We start from the raw sequence: 14,308 nt of genomic DNA, 5'->3' as shown, positions 1-14,308 counted from the left end.
GAGAAAGGAAGAACAAGGTCCACGCACGCCCCAGGCTTATTCTATGACCCTGCGCCGCGCCAGCGACGAATCGTTGAGCGGTGCCGCCCAGTCGCGCGCGACAGCTCCTCGTCGCTCACACCCAACACGCTTGACGCGTTCACCGCACCCTGCAACCGCTCCAACGCCGCGAACGCTGCGCGCGCTGCCGCCGCCTCCGCCAGGACGACCTCGCGCAGCTGCGAGTCGCCCAGCACGATCTCGATCACGCCCGTGCAGTAATCCTCCGGCTGCTCGTTCGGGGCGTGCTCGAACGCTGCCGAGATCGCCTCCACCTGCTCATCGCTCGCGTCAACGTCGCCGAGGTAGGCGCGCACGCCCTCGATCGGGTCCAGCGAGTCAGTCTGCGCGCGGGCCAGGCCCGCCTCATACTGTTCGATCGCGTCAACGATCGCGCGGTCAGGGGTGCGCTGCGCGGGTCCGCGCTTTCCCGCATACATGGGTTCGGGCCACTCTGCGCGCGGCACGAACTGCTCGATCGTCGGCCAATCCTCCGGGTCGTCCGTGCTGTAGGAGATACCCCCGGTTTCGACCGTGAACGCGGGGCGCACCTCGCCGTCGCGGTCCTCCAGGTGAAAACGAATAACAGCGTTGTCGGTTTCGGTTTCCAGCACCGCGCCCGTCGATGTGCGCTCGCGCCAGGTGGTCTCGGTCCAGTCGTAGGTGCTCATGATCTCTCCTAAAAAGTCGTGGCGGCCGGGGCGCTATCGCCCCGGCCAGCGGTGGTTAGTTGGCGTTCTCGGCGACGATGCCCCAGAACGTATCGGGCTCAACCTGCTCGATATCCCAGGAGCCAACCTCGTCGTAGCAGGCATCCAGGATTGCGTCGGTGTCGAACTCTTCGATCGTGGCGACCCCGCTGGCCTCGATGGCTGCGGTGAGGGCGATCATTGCGTCGTTGCGGGTGATGGTGGTCATTTGTTCTTTCCTTTCCTTGACCTTGTACCTCAATAGTACCACGGCGCTGCACCATTGTGGTACAGCAGGAGGGTAAAACATGTGTGGCGTTAGACACACCTAGCCGAGACGTTCCGCTAACTCCCGATCACGCTGCGCCGACGCGTGCTGATAAATCATCGCCGTCTGAATATCCGAGTGTCCCGCGCGTGCCATAAGCTCTGCCGCCGTCGCACCCGCCAGGCCGAACAATGTCAGGCCCGTATGCCGTAGCTCGTGCACCCCGATTCGAGGCACGCCAGCACGCGCACACGATCGGTGCAGCTCGCCACGCATCACGCGATCAGACATGTACCCACCCCAACCCCCCGTGAAAACCAGCGCGTCGCGCCCCGGCTCAACATCGCGCATGTGCGCCTCGATCACGTCACGCGCGCGAGGCGGAATCGAGACCGTGCGATACGACCGCGCAGACTTCGGCGCACCCACCACAGGCGCGCCCTTAGGCCCTCGTTTCACGCCCCGCTCAACCGTGACCGTCCACCGCTCCAGATCAATATCGGCGCGCTGCAACGCCGCGACCTCGGAGTAGCGCAGGCAGCACCACCCCGCGAGCGCGAACGCTGCCGCGAACGCCGGGGACGACGCGGCAGCGATGACCGCGTCCAACTGCTCGGCAGTGAGCGCCTGCCGTCGTTTACGCGGCGCATTAGTCGCAGGAATCGTCGGCGGTTTAATCGGAGCCACCGGTTTATCGCGCTCACTGGCGGCATTAATCATCGACGTGAACGTTCTGACGACGTTCTGCCGCGTCACCCGCGAACCCGTCATCTCATCGACGACCAGCTGCAAATCATCGCTAGTCAGGTCGCGCACCCGCTTTTCGCCCAGCACGGGCACGATGTGAGCGCTCAGGTTCGAGCGGTAGGAGCGCACCGTGTTCGGAGATCGCCCCTCGGCCTGTAGCTCGATCATCCACAGCTCAGCCCACTCCCGGACATAGAGCGGCGCGTCCGGCCCCGGTTTCTCGGCGGTGCGGCGACGACGACGCGGAGGAACCCACGTCCCGTTCAGAATCGTCGCCTCAACCAACGTCAGGTCGGCCTCAACCGATCGGCGCGTACGCCGAACCGGCGTGTAATAGTCCCGGCTGCGTACGCGGTAGCGGCCCCGTAACCTGCCGCCTGGCATGTCCTGGATGCTCCCAAACGACCTGCGCGCCCTCGCCATCACTCGGCCCTCCACATCGCCCTAGGGGTACATCTCTGATTTTATACCCCTACGTAGCGACACTAGCAGACGTTTGCAGGGCACTAGTGGAGTCTGTAGGCACCTACATGTCACGCCTAAAACCCCGTGATAATGCGGAAAACCCGGCAGATATGCGAAAACCCCCTCACGGGGGCTTTCGGTTTGCGGAGACGAGAGGATTCGAACCTCCGAGCGGGGATCACCCGCTACTCCCTTAGCAGGGGAGCGCCTTCGGCCACTCGGCCACGTCTCCATAAGCAGAACTAGCTTATCGGTTGCACCGCCGAAGAGAAAAACACAGGTGCATCACGTCGGCTGTTATGCGCGCGGAGGGTAAGGGATTCGAACCCTTGGTACGGTTGCCCGCACAACGGTTTTCAAGACCGTCACCTTCGGCCGCTCGGTCAACCCTCCCGGTCCCAGGAAGCGTTCACGACCTGGGCCGAACGCTAGTGTATCGCGCGCGGCGGAGCTTGCCACAACCGGCAATAATCCTGAAACACTGGGGCCATGCGTGCCATCGACCCGTCCACGTTCGCTATCTCCGACCTACCAACTCCCAAGCCGAAGGACGGTGAGGTCTTGATTCGCGTTCACGCCGCGGGCGTGAACCGAGCAGACCTCTTGCAGCGTGCGGGCCACTATCCCCCACCGCCGGGTGCCAGTGAGATTCCCGGCCTCGAGGTTGCGGGCACCGTCGTCGCCGCGCCCCATACCGCTCAGGGCTTGAGTGTCGGTGATGAAGTGATTGCGCTGCTCGCCGGTGGTGGTTACGCCGAGTTTGTGTGTGCGCCGGCGGTCCAGTGCCTGCCACTGCCCTCGGAACTGTCACACGTCGAAGGGGCAGGACTCCCCGAAGCCCTCGCAACCTCGTGGCTCAACCTCGTCGACCTCGCCGAGATCGCCGAGGGAGACACCGTGCTGATTCACGGTGGCTCGGGCGGTGTCGGCTCCGTTGCTATCCAACTTGCCGCCCGGCGTGGCGCGCGGGTGCTCACGACGGTGGGGAGCGCGGAAAAGGCCGCGCGCTGCCGGGCGCTCGGTGCGGAGGTCGCCGTTGATTATCACGACGAGGACGCAACCGAGCAGTTAAGGCAGTCGGCCGGCGAGGATGGCGTCGCGATCATCCTCGATATTTTGGGCGCCGGCGCCCTGGATTCCAATATCGATCTGCTCGCGCGCGATGGCCGCCTCATCATGATCGGCCTGCAGCAGGGCAGGACGGGGTCGATCAATCTCGGCAGTGTGCTGACCAAGCGACTGCAGATCATCGGCTCAACGCTGCGCGCTCTGCCGGTGGCGCGAAAAGGCGAGATTGTCGCGGCGATGCGGCACGCCGCGAGGCTCATCGCGCCACAGATTCATGCGAGCCTGCCGCTGGAAGAGGTGGATCGAGCCCACCAGCTCATGGACGATCCCGCGACCTTCGGCAAGATCATCCTGACTCTCGACTAACTACTCGCCGAGGTCTGCGACCGCGGGCGCAAACGCGGGCGCGAGCGGCAGGTCGGGCATGAGGAGCGCCTGCACCGCGTGGTAGATATCGGGCTTGCCTTCCCAGGTCCCAGCCGCGGGCGAATTGTGGCGATCGAGCTCGTGGATCCACTGCCCCGGCTGCGCGATGAGGAAGCGCTCGATGTAATCCCAGGCCTCGGCCGCGATCGCGGTGAAGCGCTCGGCGAGGGCAGGGTCCGCGAGCGCCGCAGCAATTCCGGCGGCGAAGGCTTCGCAGGCGACCCAGTGCATCCGCTCATGGACGACGGGCGTGCCGTCGAAGTCCGTCGTGTAAACATAGCCGGGCTCACCGTCGACGCCGAAGCCCTCTTGGGCGCCGGCCTCAATGAGCGCGAGCGCACCGTCCTTGATGCGCGCCGATCCGGCGCGCTCGATTCCGCGGGCTTCTAATTCGGCGAGCGATTGCAGTGCGAGCCGGCCCCACTCGAACCAGTGACCAGGGGTTGCGCCATAGGGCCGGAACGGGTCGGCGGGTTTATCGCGGTTGAAGTCCAAAATCGGCTCATAGTTCGTATCCAGGTGTTCGGGAAAGCGCCACTTATACTGCGGCGCGAGATCGCCCACGACCCGATCGATAATCCGCACCGCGCGCATGAGATACGTGTCATCGCCGGTGACCGTTGCGGCGGCGAGATAGCTTTCGACGGTGTGCATCGCAGCGTTCACGCCGCGGTAGGCTTCGGCCTCGCTGAAGCGGCGGTCATAGGATTCATAGACCATGCCAGCGTCCTCGTCCCACCAGCGCTCGGTGGATGTCGCGAGCGCATCATCCAAGACGGCCTGCGCACCCTCGATACCGGCGGCGCGGGCCGAACTTGCCGCCAGCACGACGAAGGCGTGCGCGTAGGCCTGCTTCCGATCGCCCCCGTCAGCGGCCGGCTCACCCGTCGCGGCATCGAGCGTGGCAACGTAGCCGCCGAAGTCTTCGTCGTGGAAGTGGTCGGCCAGGCTCGCGATCCCGTGGGTCGTGAGCGCTCTAGCTTCCTCGCGACTGAGCTCTCCGAGGTAGCGGTCGGGCAGCATCGATGCGAGGGCGAAACAGTGCGTCATGCGGCAGGTGATCCACAGTTCGATGCCACGTTCGGCAAGAATCTCGCCGTTGTCACCGAGGTAGCCAAAGCCAAACTCATGGCGCGCGCGGGCCCCCCAGGCTAGGAGGTCGGCGATCTCACGGGCTCGCGTCTCATCGGTGGGCAGCGTCATTGATGCGGTCATACCGTTAGCGTATCGGGCGGCGTCCCGGGACAAAAAGCGGCGAGTAGGAACCTCCTACTCGCCGCCTGTCGACTCGTGATCGGCGCTGCTAGCCCTTCACGGAGCCAGCGAGCAGTCCGCGCACGAAGTAGCGCTGCAACGCCAGGAAGACGCCGATCGGGATGATGATCGAGACGAAGGCGCCGGCCGTGAGCAGGTGCCAGTCCTGGCCGCGCGAGCCGGCCATTTCCGCAAGGCGTGCGGTCAGTGGCTGGATCGCGTTGTTGCCGCCCGTGAAGGTCAGACCAACGAGCAGGTCGTTCCATACCCACAGGAACTGGAAGATCGCGAACGACGCGATCGCCGGCACCAGCAGCGGCAGCATGATCTTCAAAAAGACGGTCACGTGCCCCGCGCCATCGACCTTCGCGGCCTCGATGAGATCCCTCGGGATCTCGGCCATGAAGTTGTGCAGCAGGAAGATCGCGAGCGGCAGGGCGAAGATCGAGTGTCCCACCCACACGGCGATATAGGGGAACATCTCCATCGCCGTGGAGCCCGCGAAGATCCGCAGCAGCGGAATCAGCGCCATTTGCAGCGGCACGATCTGCAGCGCAAAGACGGTAATGAACACGACGTCGCGGCCCCGCCACTGCAGCACGGAAAATGCGTAGGCGGCGAGCACGGCTACCGCGAGCGGGATGAGCGTCGCGGGAATCGTGATGACGAGCGAGTTCATGAAGTAGCTTGCCAGCGAGCCGGAGGAGGCTCGACCAAACAGCACCTCGTTGTAGTTATCCATCGTGAACTGCGGGTCGGTGAAGAAGTTCCACCAGCCCGTGCGCTTAATGTCGCGTTCCGGCCGGATCGAGGAGATGAACAGGCCAAACGTCGGCACCGTCCACAGCGCCGCGATGAGCAGCGCCACGAGCGAACCGACGCGCGAGGTGAGCATGCGCTTCGCGCTGGAGCCAAGGCGGTCATCCTTATCGCGCACGCGCTTGCCCGGCGTATCGGCGGGCTTGTCGCCGTCGTCGGTCTTGACGGCCGTCGTTCCGGCGCCCGCGAGATCGCGGGTTCCAGTGGCGGCCACGTCCTCGGGCACGCCATCCACGGGCGAGACCCGTTCCTTATCGCGATTGGTCTCACTCATGCCCCACGCACCTCCCGGTTAATGAGCATCTGACGAACGTTGTAGACGACGATCGGGATGACCAGCAGGAAGATGATGACCGACAGCGCCGAGCCGGTGCCGTTATTTCCGAAGGTAAACGACTGGTCATACATCTGGTTTGCCAGCACCTGGGTGCCGTACTTCGCGCCCGTCATGGTGCGCGGAATATCGAAGATCTTCAGCGTCGCGATCGTGATCGTGGTTAACACGACGACGAGGGTCGGCCGGATCGAGGGCACGGTGATCGACTTGAACATCTGCCAGGAGTTCACGCCGTCCAGCAGCGCGGCCTCTACGATGTCATCGGGCACCGCCTTGATCGCCGCGGAGAGCAGGACCATGGCGAAACCGGCCTGGATCCAGATCATCACGACGATGAGGAAGAACGTGTTCCACGGCGCGTCTTGCAAAAAGCGCAGCGGCTCTCCCCCAAGCCCCGTGATGACGGCGTTGGCGAGGCCGATCTGTTCTTGGGCCGCGCCCTTGTAGTCGTAGACGAATTTCCAGATGATACCGGCGCCCACGAACGAGATCGCCATCGGCATGAACAGCAGCGTCTTCGCTACCTTTTCAAAGCGCGACTTGTCGATGAGGATCGCGTAAATGAGTCCGATTCCGGTGGAGAGGGTTGGGACGAGCAATACCCACCAGAAGGTGTTAATGAACGACTGAACGGAGTCCGTGTTCGTAAACACCCACTTGTAGTTGTCGAGTCCGACGAAGGTGGTGGAGCGTCGGTCATAAAACGACATCACTGTCGTGCGGATCGCCGGATAAATGAGTCCGACGCCGAGCATGGCTAGGGCGGGACCTGCAAAGATGAGGGGAGCCGCCCAGCGACGCAGCCGTTCTGGCATCCGGTCAGCCAGTTTCGCCAGCGCCATAATGATCGCCACCACCGCGATCAGCGCCAGGACGGCCGCAAGCATCTGGCCAATCTTGGAGTTCAACATGGTGTCAGCCTTCTACAGTCCTGGTTGCCGGTTCGACTGTGGGGGCGGCCCCTGATGGTGACCGCCCCCAAGCCGAATCGGCGTCTGTCAGCTAGTTAGCCGGCCAGGACGCTTCGATGTCGTTCAGCACGCCATCGAGGTCCTTTTCCTTGTTCAGCCACTGGGTCATGCCCTTCCAGAAGGAACCGGCACCCACCTCAGAAGGCATGAGGTCCGAGCCGTCGAAGCGGACCACGGAGTTTTCATCCTGGAGCAGCTCGATGGCCTGCTTGAGCACGGGCGAGGAGGCCTTGGAAGCATCCACGGCCTTGTTCGCGCTCGTCACGCCACCGATCTCGACGCGGGTATTCGCCCACGTGCCGGAGGCCATGTAGGCCTGGACGGCCTCGGTTTCCGGCTTGTCGTTGAACGCGCCGACGAACTCGCCACCGACGAGCAGCGGAACTTCGCCCTCGTTGACCGGAGGCAGCGGGAAGGCGAACGCTTCGCCGTCTTCGCCGACGTTGGTGCCCTGCGGCCACTGCGCCTCGTAGAAGGAGGCCTGGCGGTGCATGAAGCACTCCCCGTCGAGGATCGGTAGGCCGCCGTCGTTAAAGGAGGTGTTGGCGATCGAGCGGGCATCGCCGATGCCGCCGTTGACGTACTTGTCGTCGGTCAGGATCTTGCCGACGTACTCGGCCGATTCCTTGATCTTCGCGTCGTTGAACGGAATCTCGTGGTTGACCCACTGGTCGTAGACGTCGCCGCCGCCGACACGCAGGACGAGGTCCTCGATCCAGTCGGTGGCGGGCCAGCCCGTCGCGCCGCCGGATTCGATGCCGGCACACCAGGGACGAGTGGAGCCCTCGGAGTGCTCGGAGGCGATCTTGTCGGTCAGCGTCATGAGCTCATCCCACGTCTTGGGGATCTCGTAGCCGCCCTCCTGGAACGCCTTCGGGGAGTACCAGACGAAGGACTTCACCGAGGCCATCAGCGGCGCGGCGTAGAACTTGTCGTTGACGGTGCCGTAGGCCTTCCAGTCCTCGGTCCAGCCCTCATCGACGAGCTTCTCGACCGACTCGGGGGCTTCCTTCACGTAGTTTTCTTCCACCATGCGCTTGAGCAGGCCAGGCTGGGGGAAGATCGCGAGGTCGGGGGCGTTACCGCCTTCGGCCTGGACGACGATCTGGTTTTCGAATTCGCCGATGCCGTTGTGCTGGACGGTGATGCCCGTGCACTCGGTGAACTTTTCAAAGGTGTCCTGCAGCTGGTCGGCTTCGACCTCGCGAATGGAGGACGTGATCGAGACCGTCTTGCCCTCGTGCTTGCCGTAGGCCTCGAAGTCCGAGCAGTCGGTATCGCCACCGCCGGTGGTGCTACCGCCGCCACCGCCGCCCAGGTTATCCGCCCCACCGCACGCGGCGAGGGTCAGCGCGATCGCTGCGGCCCCGGCGAGGGTCGCGGCTCCGCGACGTGTTGTGAACGTACGCATGTATGTTCCCTTCTGACTCATCCACCCGCGGAATGCGGATGCGCATACTTCTATGCAAGCGCTTTCAGAGGGAAATATCTACGAGTTGCCGCCGTGCAGCATTACAGTTTGGCAACAATTGTTTACTGACCCGATTTAGGTGGCGGACGCGACGCGAATGCGTCACAAATCGAGATGTCGATTGGAGCGGGCGAGCGCCCACGCGAGCGCGATGACGATGATGACCGCGACGCTCACGACGATCGTCGGCAACCACGGCGAGCCGATCGGCGAGGCGGCGTCAGGCGTCGGCGAGGCCGACGCTGGCACGAAGTCGGGGACCTGCTCGGTCGCGCTTAGCAGCACGCGCTGGCGGAAATCAACCGCTGTGATCGCCCCGCCCACGGCGGCCTTCGCCGCCGCATCAAGGGGCTGCAGCTCCTCCAATTGCGGGTCGACGAGATACGTCGCCGAGTTGGCTGGGTCCCGCAGCAGCAGGCTGCCGGCCTCCGCGCCGGCGACGGCACGCACGATCTGTTCGCTCTGCCCGCCGAGGGCGATAAAGGAGCCATCGGCCGCGATCTCCACGAGGTCGGCGGGCTCGCCGTCGGCCGAGACGACGGCGACAAACTGGGGAGCGCTGTCCGCGAGATCCTCGCGCGTCAGCCGGAGGCCGCTGCCGGCAGGATCCTCAGCCAGCAGGATGAAGCGGGCAAGGGGCCCAAAGGTGAGCTGGGCGCCCGCGAGCTTGCCTCGGGCGGGCGCGGGTGAAGATGTCTCGGTGGCAAGTCCCGCCACGTGGCGTGCCACCTCGCCGTCCGGCTCGACCGCGGCGGTGACGGCCGGCGGGATCTCTCCCAGGTTCGCGTCGTCGGTGGTGGCGAGCGCGAAGGGCGCGACGAAACCGATCGCGAGCATGGCCGCGAGGATGATCGCGATCGTGATCCGCACGTGGCGATTGCGCATCTTTCCTCCTAGACGCTCGCGCGCTCGATGAGCGTCGTCGGGAACACGTTTTGCTCCGGCACGGGCGCGCCCGTGAGCATATCCAGGGCGAGGCTCACGGCGGCTTCGCCCTGCAGCACGGGATCCTGCGCGAGGCTCGTGAGCGCGAGGACCTCGGACAGCTCCGAACCGTCAATTCCCACGATGGCGATGTCTGCCGGCACGCGCAGGTCGAGATCGGCGGCCGCGGCGAGCGCCCCGGCGGCGTGCACGTCGGAAAACCCGAGGATCGCGCTCGTATCGGGCCGGGTGCGCAGCAGGTCTCGGGCGGCGCTGCGGGCGGCTTCGCGATCGTAATCGCAGTGCGCGATCAACTCGTAGTCGACCTCGATCCCGGCGGCGGCAAGCGCATCGACGTAGCCGCGCAGCCGCAGCAGGGGCGGGCCTTCCTCGGCGTCATCGTCGGCCGGTCCCGTCAGGTGCGCGATCGTCGTGTGCCCGCGCCCCAGCAAGTAGCTCGTGGCCTCTCGCGCGGTGGAGTATTCGTCGATGTGGACGCAGGCTTGGCCGGTAACGGCGGGACCGACGAAGACAACGGGGACGTTCAGGGCTTGCAGTTCGGCGAGTTCGCCTGCCAGCAGCGGCAGGGCGACGACGATGACGGCGTCGGCGCGGCGGCGGAGTTTTGCGGCCTGAACGCGGCGGCGCTGGCCGGCGCCGGCCTCGTGCAGGGAGCCCTTGCCCAGGCACAGCAGCGAGGCGGTGAAGCCTTCGTCCTGCGCGGCGCGCACGATCGCCTCGCAGACGTTGGAGGTGAACCACATGTTGAGCTGGGAGCAGACGATCGCGATATTGCGCGTCGCCCCGCTGGCGAGCGAGACGGCGGCGGGCGAGGCGGAATAGCCGAGCTGCTCGGCAACCTGCGTGACCTTGGCGGCCGTCGCGGCCGAGACGTTCGGCAGGCCCCGAAGCGCTCGGGAGACCGTCGCCGTGGACACTCCTGCGGCGCGCGCGACGTCATTGATCGATGGCTCCACGCCCTTCATTGTGCCAAATGTGTTAGCGCGTGAGGATGGCGGAAAGGACGTAGGCGAGCCCGCCCTCGGTCACGGGGGCGGTGACCTCATTGGCCTGGGCTTGCACCTGCGGTGGCGCTTGGCCCATCGCGACGGAGTAGTGCGCCCAGGCGAGCATCTCCACGTCGTTGCTGCCATCGCCGACGGCGACGGTCGCGTGCGGCGCTATCTGCAGCCGGCCGCGCAGCATCTCCAGCGCTGAGGCCTTGGATACGCCCTGAGGCGCGATATCGAGCCATGCGCTCCAGCCGATGTAGTAGCCGACGCCGTGCAGGCCCGTGTCGGCGATGAGCTCGGCGAACTCGGCGCTCGGCACGTCGGGCGCGCGCACGGTGACGCGGGTGGCGGCCATGTGGCGCAGCCGCTCGAAGGGCACGATCGGCGGGGCGGTGGCGAGCTCGCCGTCGGGGAAGGCACCCGTCGTGTAGTGATCGCCGTTGCCGTCCTCGACGAGGAAGAGCGCGCTCGGGATGCGCTCGCGCAGTTGGTCGAGCGCGCTCGCCGGGTCAAAGGTGACGACGTCAGACAGGTGGTAGCCCGCGGGTGAATCATCGAATTGCAGCACGACGGCGCCATTGGCGCACACCGCATAGCCATCACTCATGCCGAGCTGGCGGGCGATCGGCAGCACGCCGTCGACCCCGCGCCCGGTGGCGAGCACCACGGCCGCGCCGCGTCGCCGCATCGCCGCGATCCCCTTGGCGACGACGGGGTGCAAATAGCCGTCGATCTGCACGATCGTCCCGTCGATATCAAGCGCGACGAGCAGTTCCTCAGAGGGCGCGAGGCTCGCTGGGGGCGAAAGGCGCGGGCGGGCGGGAGCGGACGTCATGGCTGCTGCTAGCGGACGGGCTCGATGACCTCCAGGCCACCGAGGTATGGCCGCAGCCCCTTCGGCACGATGACGGAGCCGTCAGCTTGCTGCTGGTTTTCGAGGATCGCGACGAGCCACCGGGTCGTGGCGAGGGTGCCGTTCAGGGTCGCGGCGGGCACGATGCCGTTCTCGCGCCGCTCGCGCACCTGCAGCCGGCGCGCCTGGAAGGTCGTGCAGTTCGACGTCGAGGTCACTTCCATCCACCGCTGCTGGGTAGGCAGCCAGGCCTCGCAGTCGTACTTGCGTGCCGCCGAGGAGCCGAGGTCGCCCGCAGCGATGTCGATGATGCGGTAGGGCAGTTCGACCTTGGCGAGCATCTCCTCTTCCAGCGCGAGCAGCTTGAGGTGTTCCTCGTGCGCCTGCTCCAGCGGGCAGAAGGAGAACATTTCGACCTTGTTGAACTGGTGGACGCGGATGATGCCGCGGGTGTCCTTGCCGTAGGAGCCGGCCTCGCGGCGGTAGCACGTGGACCATCCGGCGTAGCGGATGGGGCCCTCGCTCAGGTCGAGGATCTCGTCCTTGTGGTAGCCCGCGAGCGCCACCTCAGAGGTGCCGGTGAGGTAGAGCTCGTCGGCCGGCAGGTGGTAGACCTCGTCGGCGTGTTCGCCGAGGAAGCCCGTGCCGCCCATGATTTCGGGGCTGACGAGCGTCGGAGTCAGCATCGGCGTGAAGCCGTGGGCGATTGCCAGGTCCATCGCGCAGTTGAGCATCGCGAGTTCGAGGCGCGCTCCCATGCCCGTCATGTAGTAGAACCGCGAGCCGGCGACCTTCACGCCGCGCTTGGTATCGATCCCGCCGATGGCTTCGCCGACGTCGAGGTGGTCCTTCGGCGTGAAACCCTCGGCGGCGAAATCGCGCGGCGCCGGGCCTTCGGTGCGTAGGACGACGAAGTCCTCTTCGCCGCCGGCCGGGGCGCCGTCCTCGATGATGTTATCGATCTGGTAGACCAGGCGCGTCAGCTCGGCCTCGGCCGCTTCGGCCTCGGCGGCTAGGCGCTTGACCTCCTCAGCCATGGCGCGCGCGTTATCGAGCGCGGCCTGCCGGTCCTCGGGAGCCGCCTGCCCAATCGCCTTGGACAGCGCTTTTTGTTCGGCACGCTTGTCTTCGTGGGCCTGCAAGCTAGCGCGGCGCTTCTCGTCCGCGGCCAGGATCGCATCGACCAGAGACTCGTCGGCGCCACGCGCCCGCTGGGATGCGCGTGCGACCTCGGGATTATCACGCAAAGCTCGCAAATCGATCATGGCTCCAAGCCTATCGGATATCCGGCGGGTGCCCAGACCCCGGCCTACACTCGCACCATGGACACCTGGTCATTGATTGTCGCGCTCCTTGCCTGTCTCCTCGCGGCCGGTGCGCTCGTCGTCGCGGTCGTGGCCTACCGAGCGTCAGCCAGCATCTCCCGTTCCGGCACAGACGGTGCCGACGCGGCCGCCAAGGCGGATTCGGCGGCAGCCGCCGAACCGCCCCCGACCGGTCCCCCGACGATCATCGTCAATCCCGTGAAGCTCAATGACCTCGACGCTTTCAAGGAGCGCTGCACGCAGATCGCTCGCCAGTGCAACCTGCCCGAGCCGCTGTTTTTTGAAACCTCGAAGGAGAACCAGGGCCATTCCCAGGCGCGCGAGGCCGTCGCCAAGGGTGCCTCGGTCGTCGTCGCCGCCGGCGGCGACGGCACCGTGAGGCAAGTGGCACGCGGGCTCGCCGGAACCGGCGTCCCGCTCGGGCTCGTGCCCATGGGCACCGGCAACCTGCTGGCCCGCAACCTCGATATCCCCCTCGGCTCCGTCTCCGATCAAATCACCGCGGCGTTCACCGGCCCCACGCACGCCATGGACGTCGGCTGGCTCAAGGCCGAACCGCTGCGCGACGAGGAAGCCCTCGAGGCCGCCACCGCCAAGCGGTTCGCGAACCTCCTTACCGACGAAGGCGCGGTGCCCGCGCCCAAACCCGATCACGAATATCTCTTCCTCGTCATCGCGGGTCTGGGCTTTGACGCCGCGATGGTCGCGGGCGCCGACGATGACCTGAAGGCGCGCATCGGCTGGCTCGCCTACTCCGTCGCCGCCATCAAGCACATGACCGGACGGCGCATCGATGCGCGCATGTGGATCGGTGGCGCCGAAACCCCCGAACACCAGCGCGCGCGCACGATCATGTTCGCCAACTGTGGGCGCCTTCCCGGCGGTGTCGTCCTGCTGCCCGACGCCCAGCTGGATGACGGCTGGCTCGATATCGCCACCATCGATACGACGGTCGGTCTGCTCGGGTGGGCGGCCGTCGGCGGCAAGATCCTCCTGCAGGGCCTCGGCATTCGCCGCGATCAGCCCGGGCCGCTGCCCGGGTCCATGACCTTCCGGCGCGGCAAATCGGTGCGCGTGAGCACCGCCGAACCCGAGGCAGTCCAGGTCGACGGTGACCTCGTCGGCATCTCACGCCACATCGAAACCCGCGTCGAACGCGGCGCCCTGCTCGTGCGCAGCTAACAACATTCCGCGCGAGCAGCCAACGCTATTTTTTCCTAAATTCACAGTGAGACTCGCCATACACATAGCTCAACGGAGACGACAACCATGACTCGCGTTCACCTCACGCCCTGGCCCCTCGCCGCCCGCGACCTGCCAGAACGCGGCCCGCGCCCCGGATTTGCGTTGCCTGCAGCGATGCTGATGACCACGCTCGACGATAGCCACACCATAGTCCCCACGTTCTGGCACGGCGGACTTGCCTGCACCCAGGGCTGGCTGCGCTACGACGGGATTCGTCCGCCCGCCGCGGGATGGCGCGTCCCTGGCTCTTATACACAACTGACGCTGCCGACGATATGCAGGGGGGAGAGGGCGGGGGGGGCCGGGCCGAGGAAAAAAAAAGGAGGAGAGAGGAGGCAGGAGGGGGGCGACAGGAGGGAGGAGAAGGGAGAGCAGGCAGGCGACGACACGAGGG

Annotated in this window: 14 protein-coding genes and 2 tRNA genes; 3 read left to right on the top strand and 13 right to left on the bottom strand. The window is 65.9% G+C overall.

The window, feature by feature from the left end:
- Positions 1 to 41 precede the first annotated feature (41 nt).
- The 5 genes from MUN85_RS00080 to MUN85_RS00060 all read right to left on the bottom strand — a co-directional run bounded on the left by MUN85_RS00080 (position 42) and on the right by MUN85_RS00060 (position 2,601).
- A complete protein-coding gene (locus MUN85_RS00080) occupies positions 42 to 710 on the bottom strand; it encodes a hypothetical protein (RefSeq protein WP_250504824.1) in 669 nt (222 codons plus the stop codon).
- A 55-nt stretch (positions 711 to 765) separates the two neighbouring features.
- A complete protein-coding gene (locus MUN85_RS00075; RefSeq protein ID WP_250504823.1) occupies positions 766 to 957 on the bottom strand; it encodes a hypothetical protein in 192 nt (63 codons plus the stop codon).
- A gap of 99 nt (positions 958 to 1,056) precedes the next feature.
- The gene (locus MUN85_RS00070; protein WP_250504822.1) at positions 1,057 to 2,127 is read right to left on the bottom strand and encodes a tyrosine-type recombinase/integrase; all 1,071 of its coding nucleotides are present in this window, start codon (positions 2,125 to 2,127) and stop codon (positions 1,057 to 1,059) included.
- Positions 2,128 to 2,352: 225 nt separating this feature from the next.
- Positions 2,353 to 2,440, bottom strand: a tRNA-Ser gene (locus tag MUN85_RS00065).
- A gap of 74 nt (positions 2,441 to 2,514) precedes the next feature.
- Positions 2,515 to 2,601, bottom strand: a tRNA-Ser gene (locus MUN85_RS00060).
- Between the two features lie 96 nt (positions 2,602 to 2,697).
- Between MUN85_RS00060 and MUN85_RS00055 the strand changes: the two genes are divergently transcribed.
- Positions 2,698 to 3,642 carry an NAD(P)H-quinone oxidoreductase gene (locus MUN85_RS00055; protein WP_250504821.1) on the top strand — a complete coding sequence of 315 codons (945 nt, stop codon included), beginning with the start codon at positions 2,698 to 2,700 and terminating at the stop codon, positions 3,640 to 3,642.
- Here MUN85_RS00055 and MUN85_RS00050 read toward each other — a convergent pair whose 3' ends face one another.
- From MUN85_RS00050 to serS, 8 genes are all read right to left on the bottom strand, one after another.
- Complete coding sequence (locus tag MUN85_RS00050) at positions 3,643 to 4,917, bottom strand: AGE family epimerase/isomerase (protein WP_250504820.1); 1,275 nt, start codon at positions 4,915 to 4,917, stop codon at positions 3,643 to 3,645. It lies immediately after the preceding gene.
- An 88-nt stretch (positions 4,918 to 5,005) separates the two neighbouring features.
- Complete coding sequence (locus MUN85_RS00045; protein ID WP_250504819.1) at positions 5,006 to 6,049, bottom strand: carbohydrate ABC transporter permease; 1,044 nt, start codon at positions 6,047 to 6,049, stop codon at positions 5,006 to 5,008.
- Positions 6,046 to 7,023: a carbohydrate ABC transporter permease gene (locus MUN85_RS00040; RefSeq protein WP_092563706.1), complete on the bottom strand. Its 978-nt coding sequence runs from the start codon at positions 7,021 to 7,023 to the stop codon at positions 6,046 to 6,048. The genes MUN85_RS00045 and MUN85_RS00040 overlap by 4 nt, the downstream gene beginning before the upstream one ends.
- Before the next feature lie 91 nt (positions 7,024 to 7,114).
- A complete protein-coding gene (locus MUN85_RS00035; RefSeq protein ID WP_250504818.1) occupies positions 7,115 to 8,494 on the bottom strand; it encodes an ABC transporter substrate-binding protein in 1,380 nt (459 codons plus the stop codon).
- Between the two features lie 162 nt (positions 8,495 to 8,656).
- Positions 8,657 to 9,439, bottom strand: coding sequence for a hypothetical protein (locus MUN85_RS00030; protein ID WP_250504817.1), 783 nt, complete (start codon positions 9,437 to 9,439; stop codon positions 8,657 to 8,659).
- Positions 9,440 to 9,447: 8 nt separating this feature from the next.
- Positions 9,448 to 10,455, bottom strand: coding sequence for a LacI family DNA-binding transcriptional regulator (locus MUN85_RS00025; protein WP_250504816.1), 1,008 nt, complete (start codon positions 10,453 to 10,455; stop codon positions 9,448 to 9,450).
- A gap of 22 nt (positions 10,456 to 10,477) precedes the next feature.
- The gene (locus MUN85_RS00020; RefSeq protein ID WP_250504815.1) at positions 10,478 to 11,326 is read right to left on the bottom strand and encodes an HAD family hydrolase; all 849 of its coding nucleotides are present in this window, start codon (positions 11,324 to 11,326) and stop codon (positions 10,478 to 10,480) included.
- Positions 11,327 to 11,334: 8 nt separating this feature from the next.
- Positions 11,335 to 12,609, bottom strand: coding sequence for a serine--tRNA ligase (gene serS, locus MUN85_RS00015; RefSeq protein ID WP_250504814.1), 1,275 nt, complete (start codon positions 12,607 to 12,609; stop codon positions 11,335 to 11,337).
- Between the two features lie 57 nt (positions 12,610 to 12,666).
- On the opposite strand from serS, the gene MUN85_RS00010 reads away from it, so the two are divergent.
- Together MUN85_RS00010 and MUN85_RS00005 are read left to right on the top strand one after the other, a co-directional pair.
- Positions 12,667 to 13,851, top strand: coding sequence for a diacylglycerol/lipid kinase family protein (locus MUN85_RS00010; RefSeq protein WP_250504813.1), 1,185 nt, complete (start codon positions 12,667 to 12,669; stop codon positions 13,849 to 13,851).
- A 177-nt stretch (positions 13,852 to 14,028) separates the two neighbouring features.
- A partial coding sequence (locus tag MUN85_RS00005; RefSeq protein WP_250504812.1) for a hypothetical protein occupies positions 14,029 to 14,308 on the top strand: 280 nt, incomplete at its 3' end.

This window comes from Bowdeniella massiliensis, from assembly GCF_023634005.1.
Classification (GTDB): domain Bacteria; phylum Actinomycetota; class Actinomycetes; order Actinomycetales; family Actinomycetaceae; genus Bowdeniella; species Bowdeniella massiliensis.
This window is presented reverse-complemented; position numbering and strand designations above follow the sequence as displayed.

Bases quoted from the DNA above. Each gene is read 5' to 3' on its own strand.
- MUN85_RS00010 (WP_250504813.1), top strand. From the start codon at position 12,667: ATGGACACCTGGTCATTGATTGTCGCGCTCCTTGCCTGTCTCCTCGCG.
- MUN85_RS00030 (WP_250504817.1), bottom strand. From the start codon at position 9,439: ATGCGCAATCGCCACGTGCGGATCACGATCGCGATCATCCTCGCGGCC.
- MUN85_RS00035 (WP_250504818.1), bottom strand. From the start codon at position 8,494: ATGCGTACGTTCACAACACGTCGCGGAGCCGCGACCCTCGCCGGGGCC.
- MUN85_RS00020 (WP_250504815.1), bottom strand. From the start codon at position 11,326: ATGACGTCCGCTCCCGCCCGCCCGCGCCTTTCGCCCCCAGCGAGCCTC.
- MUN85_RS00045 (WP_250504819.1), bottom strand. From the start codon at position 6,049: ATGAGTGAGACCAATCGCGATAAGGAACGGGTCTCGCCCGTGGATGGC.
- serS (WP_250504814.1), bottom strand. From the start codon at position 12,609: ATGATCGATTTGCGAGCTTTGCGTGATAATCCCGAGGTCGCACGCGCA.
- MUN85_RS00040 (WP_092563706.1), bottom strand. From the start codon at position 7,023: ATGTTGAACTCCAAGATTGGCCAGATGCTTGCGGCCGTCCTGGCGCTG.
- MUN85_RS00050 (WP_250504820.1), bottom strand. From the start codon at position 4,917: ATGACCGCATCAATGACGCTGCCCACCGATGAGACGCGAGCCCGTGAG.
- MUN85_RS00055 (WP_250504821.1), top strand. From the start codon at position 2,698: ATGCGTGCCATCGACCCGTCCACGTTCGCTATCTCCGACCTACCAACT.
- MUN85_RS00070 (WP_250504822.1), bottom strand. From the start codon at position 2,127: ATGCCAGGCGGCAGGTTACGGGGCCGCTACCGCGTACGCAGCCGGGAC.
- MUN85_RS00075 (WP_250504823.1), bottom strand. From the start codon at position 957: ATGACCACCATCACCCGCAACGACGCAATGATCGCCCTCACCGCAGCC.
- MUN85_RS00080 (WP_250504824.1), bottom strand. From the start codon at position 710: ATGAGCACCTACGACTGGACCGAGACCACCTGGCGCGAGCGCACATCG.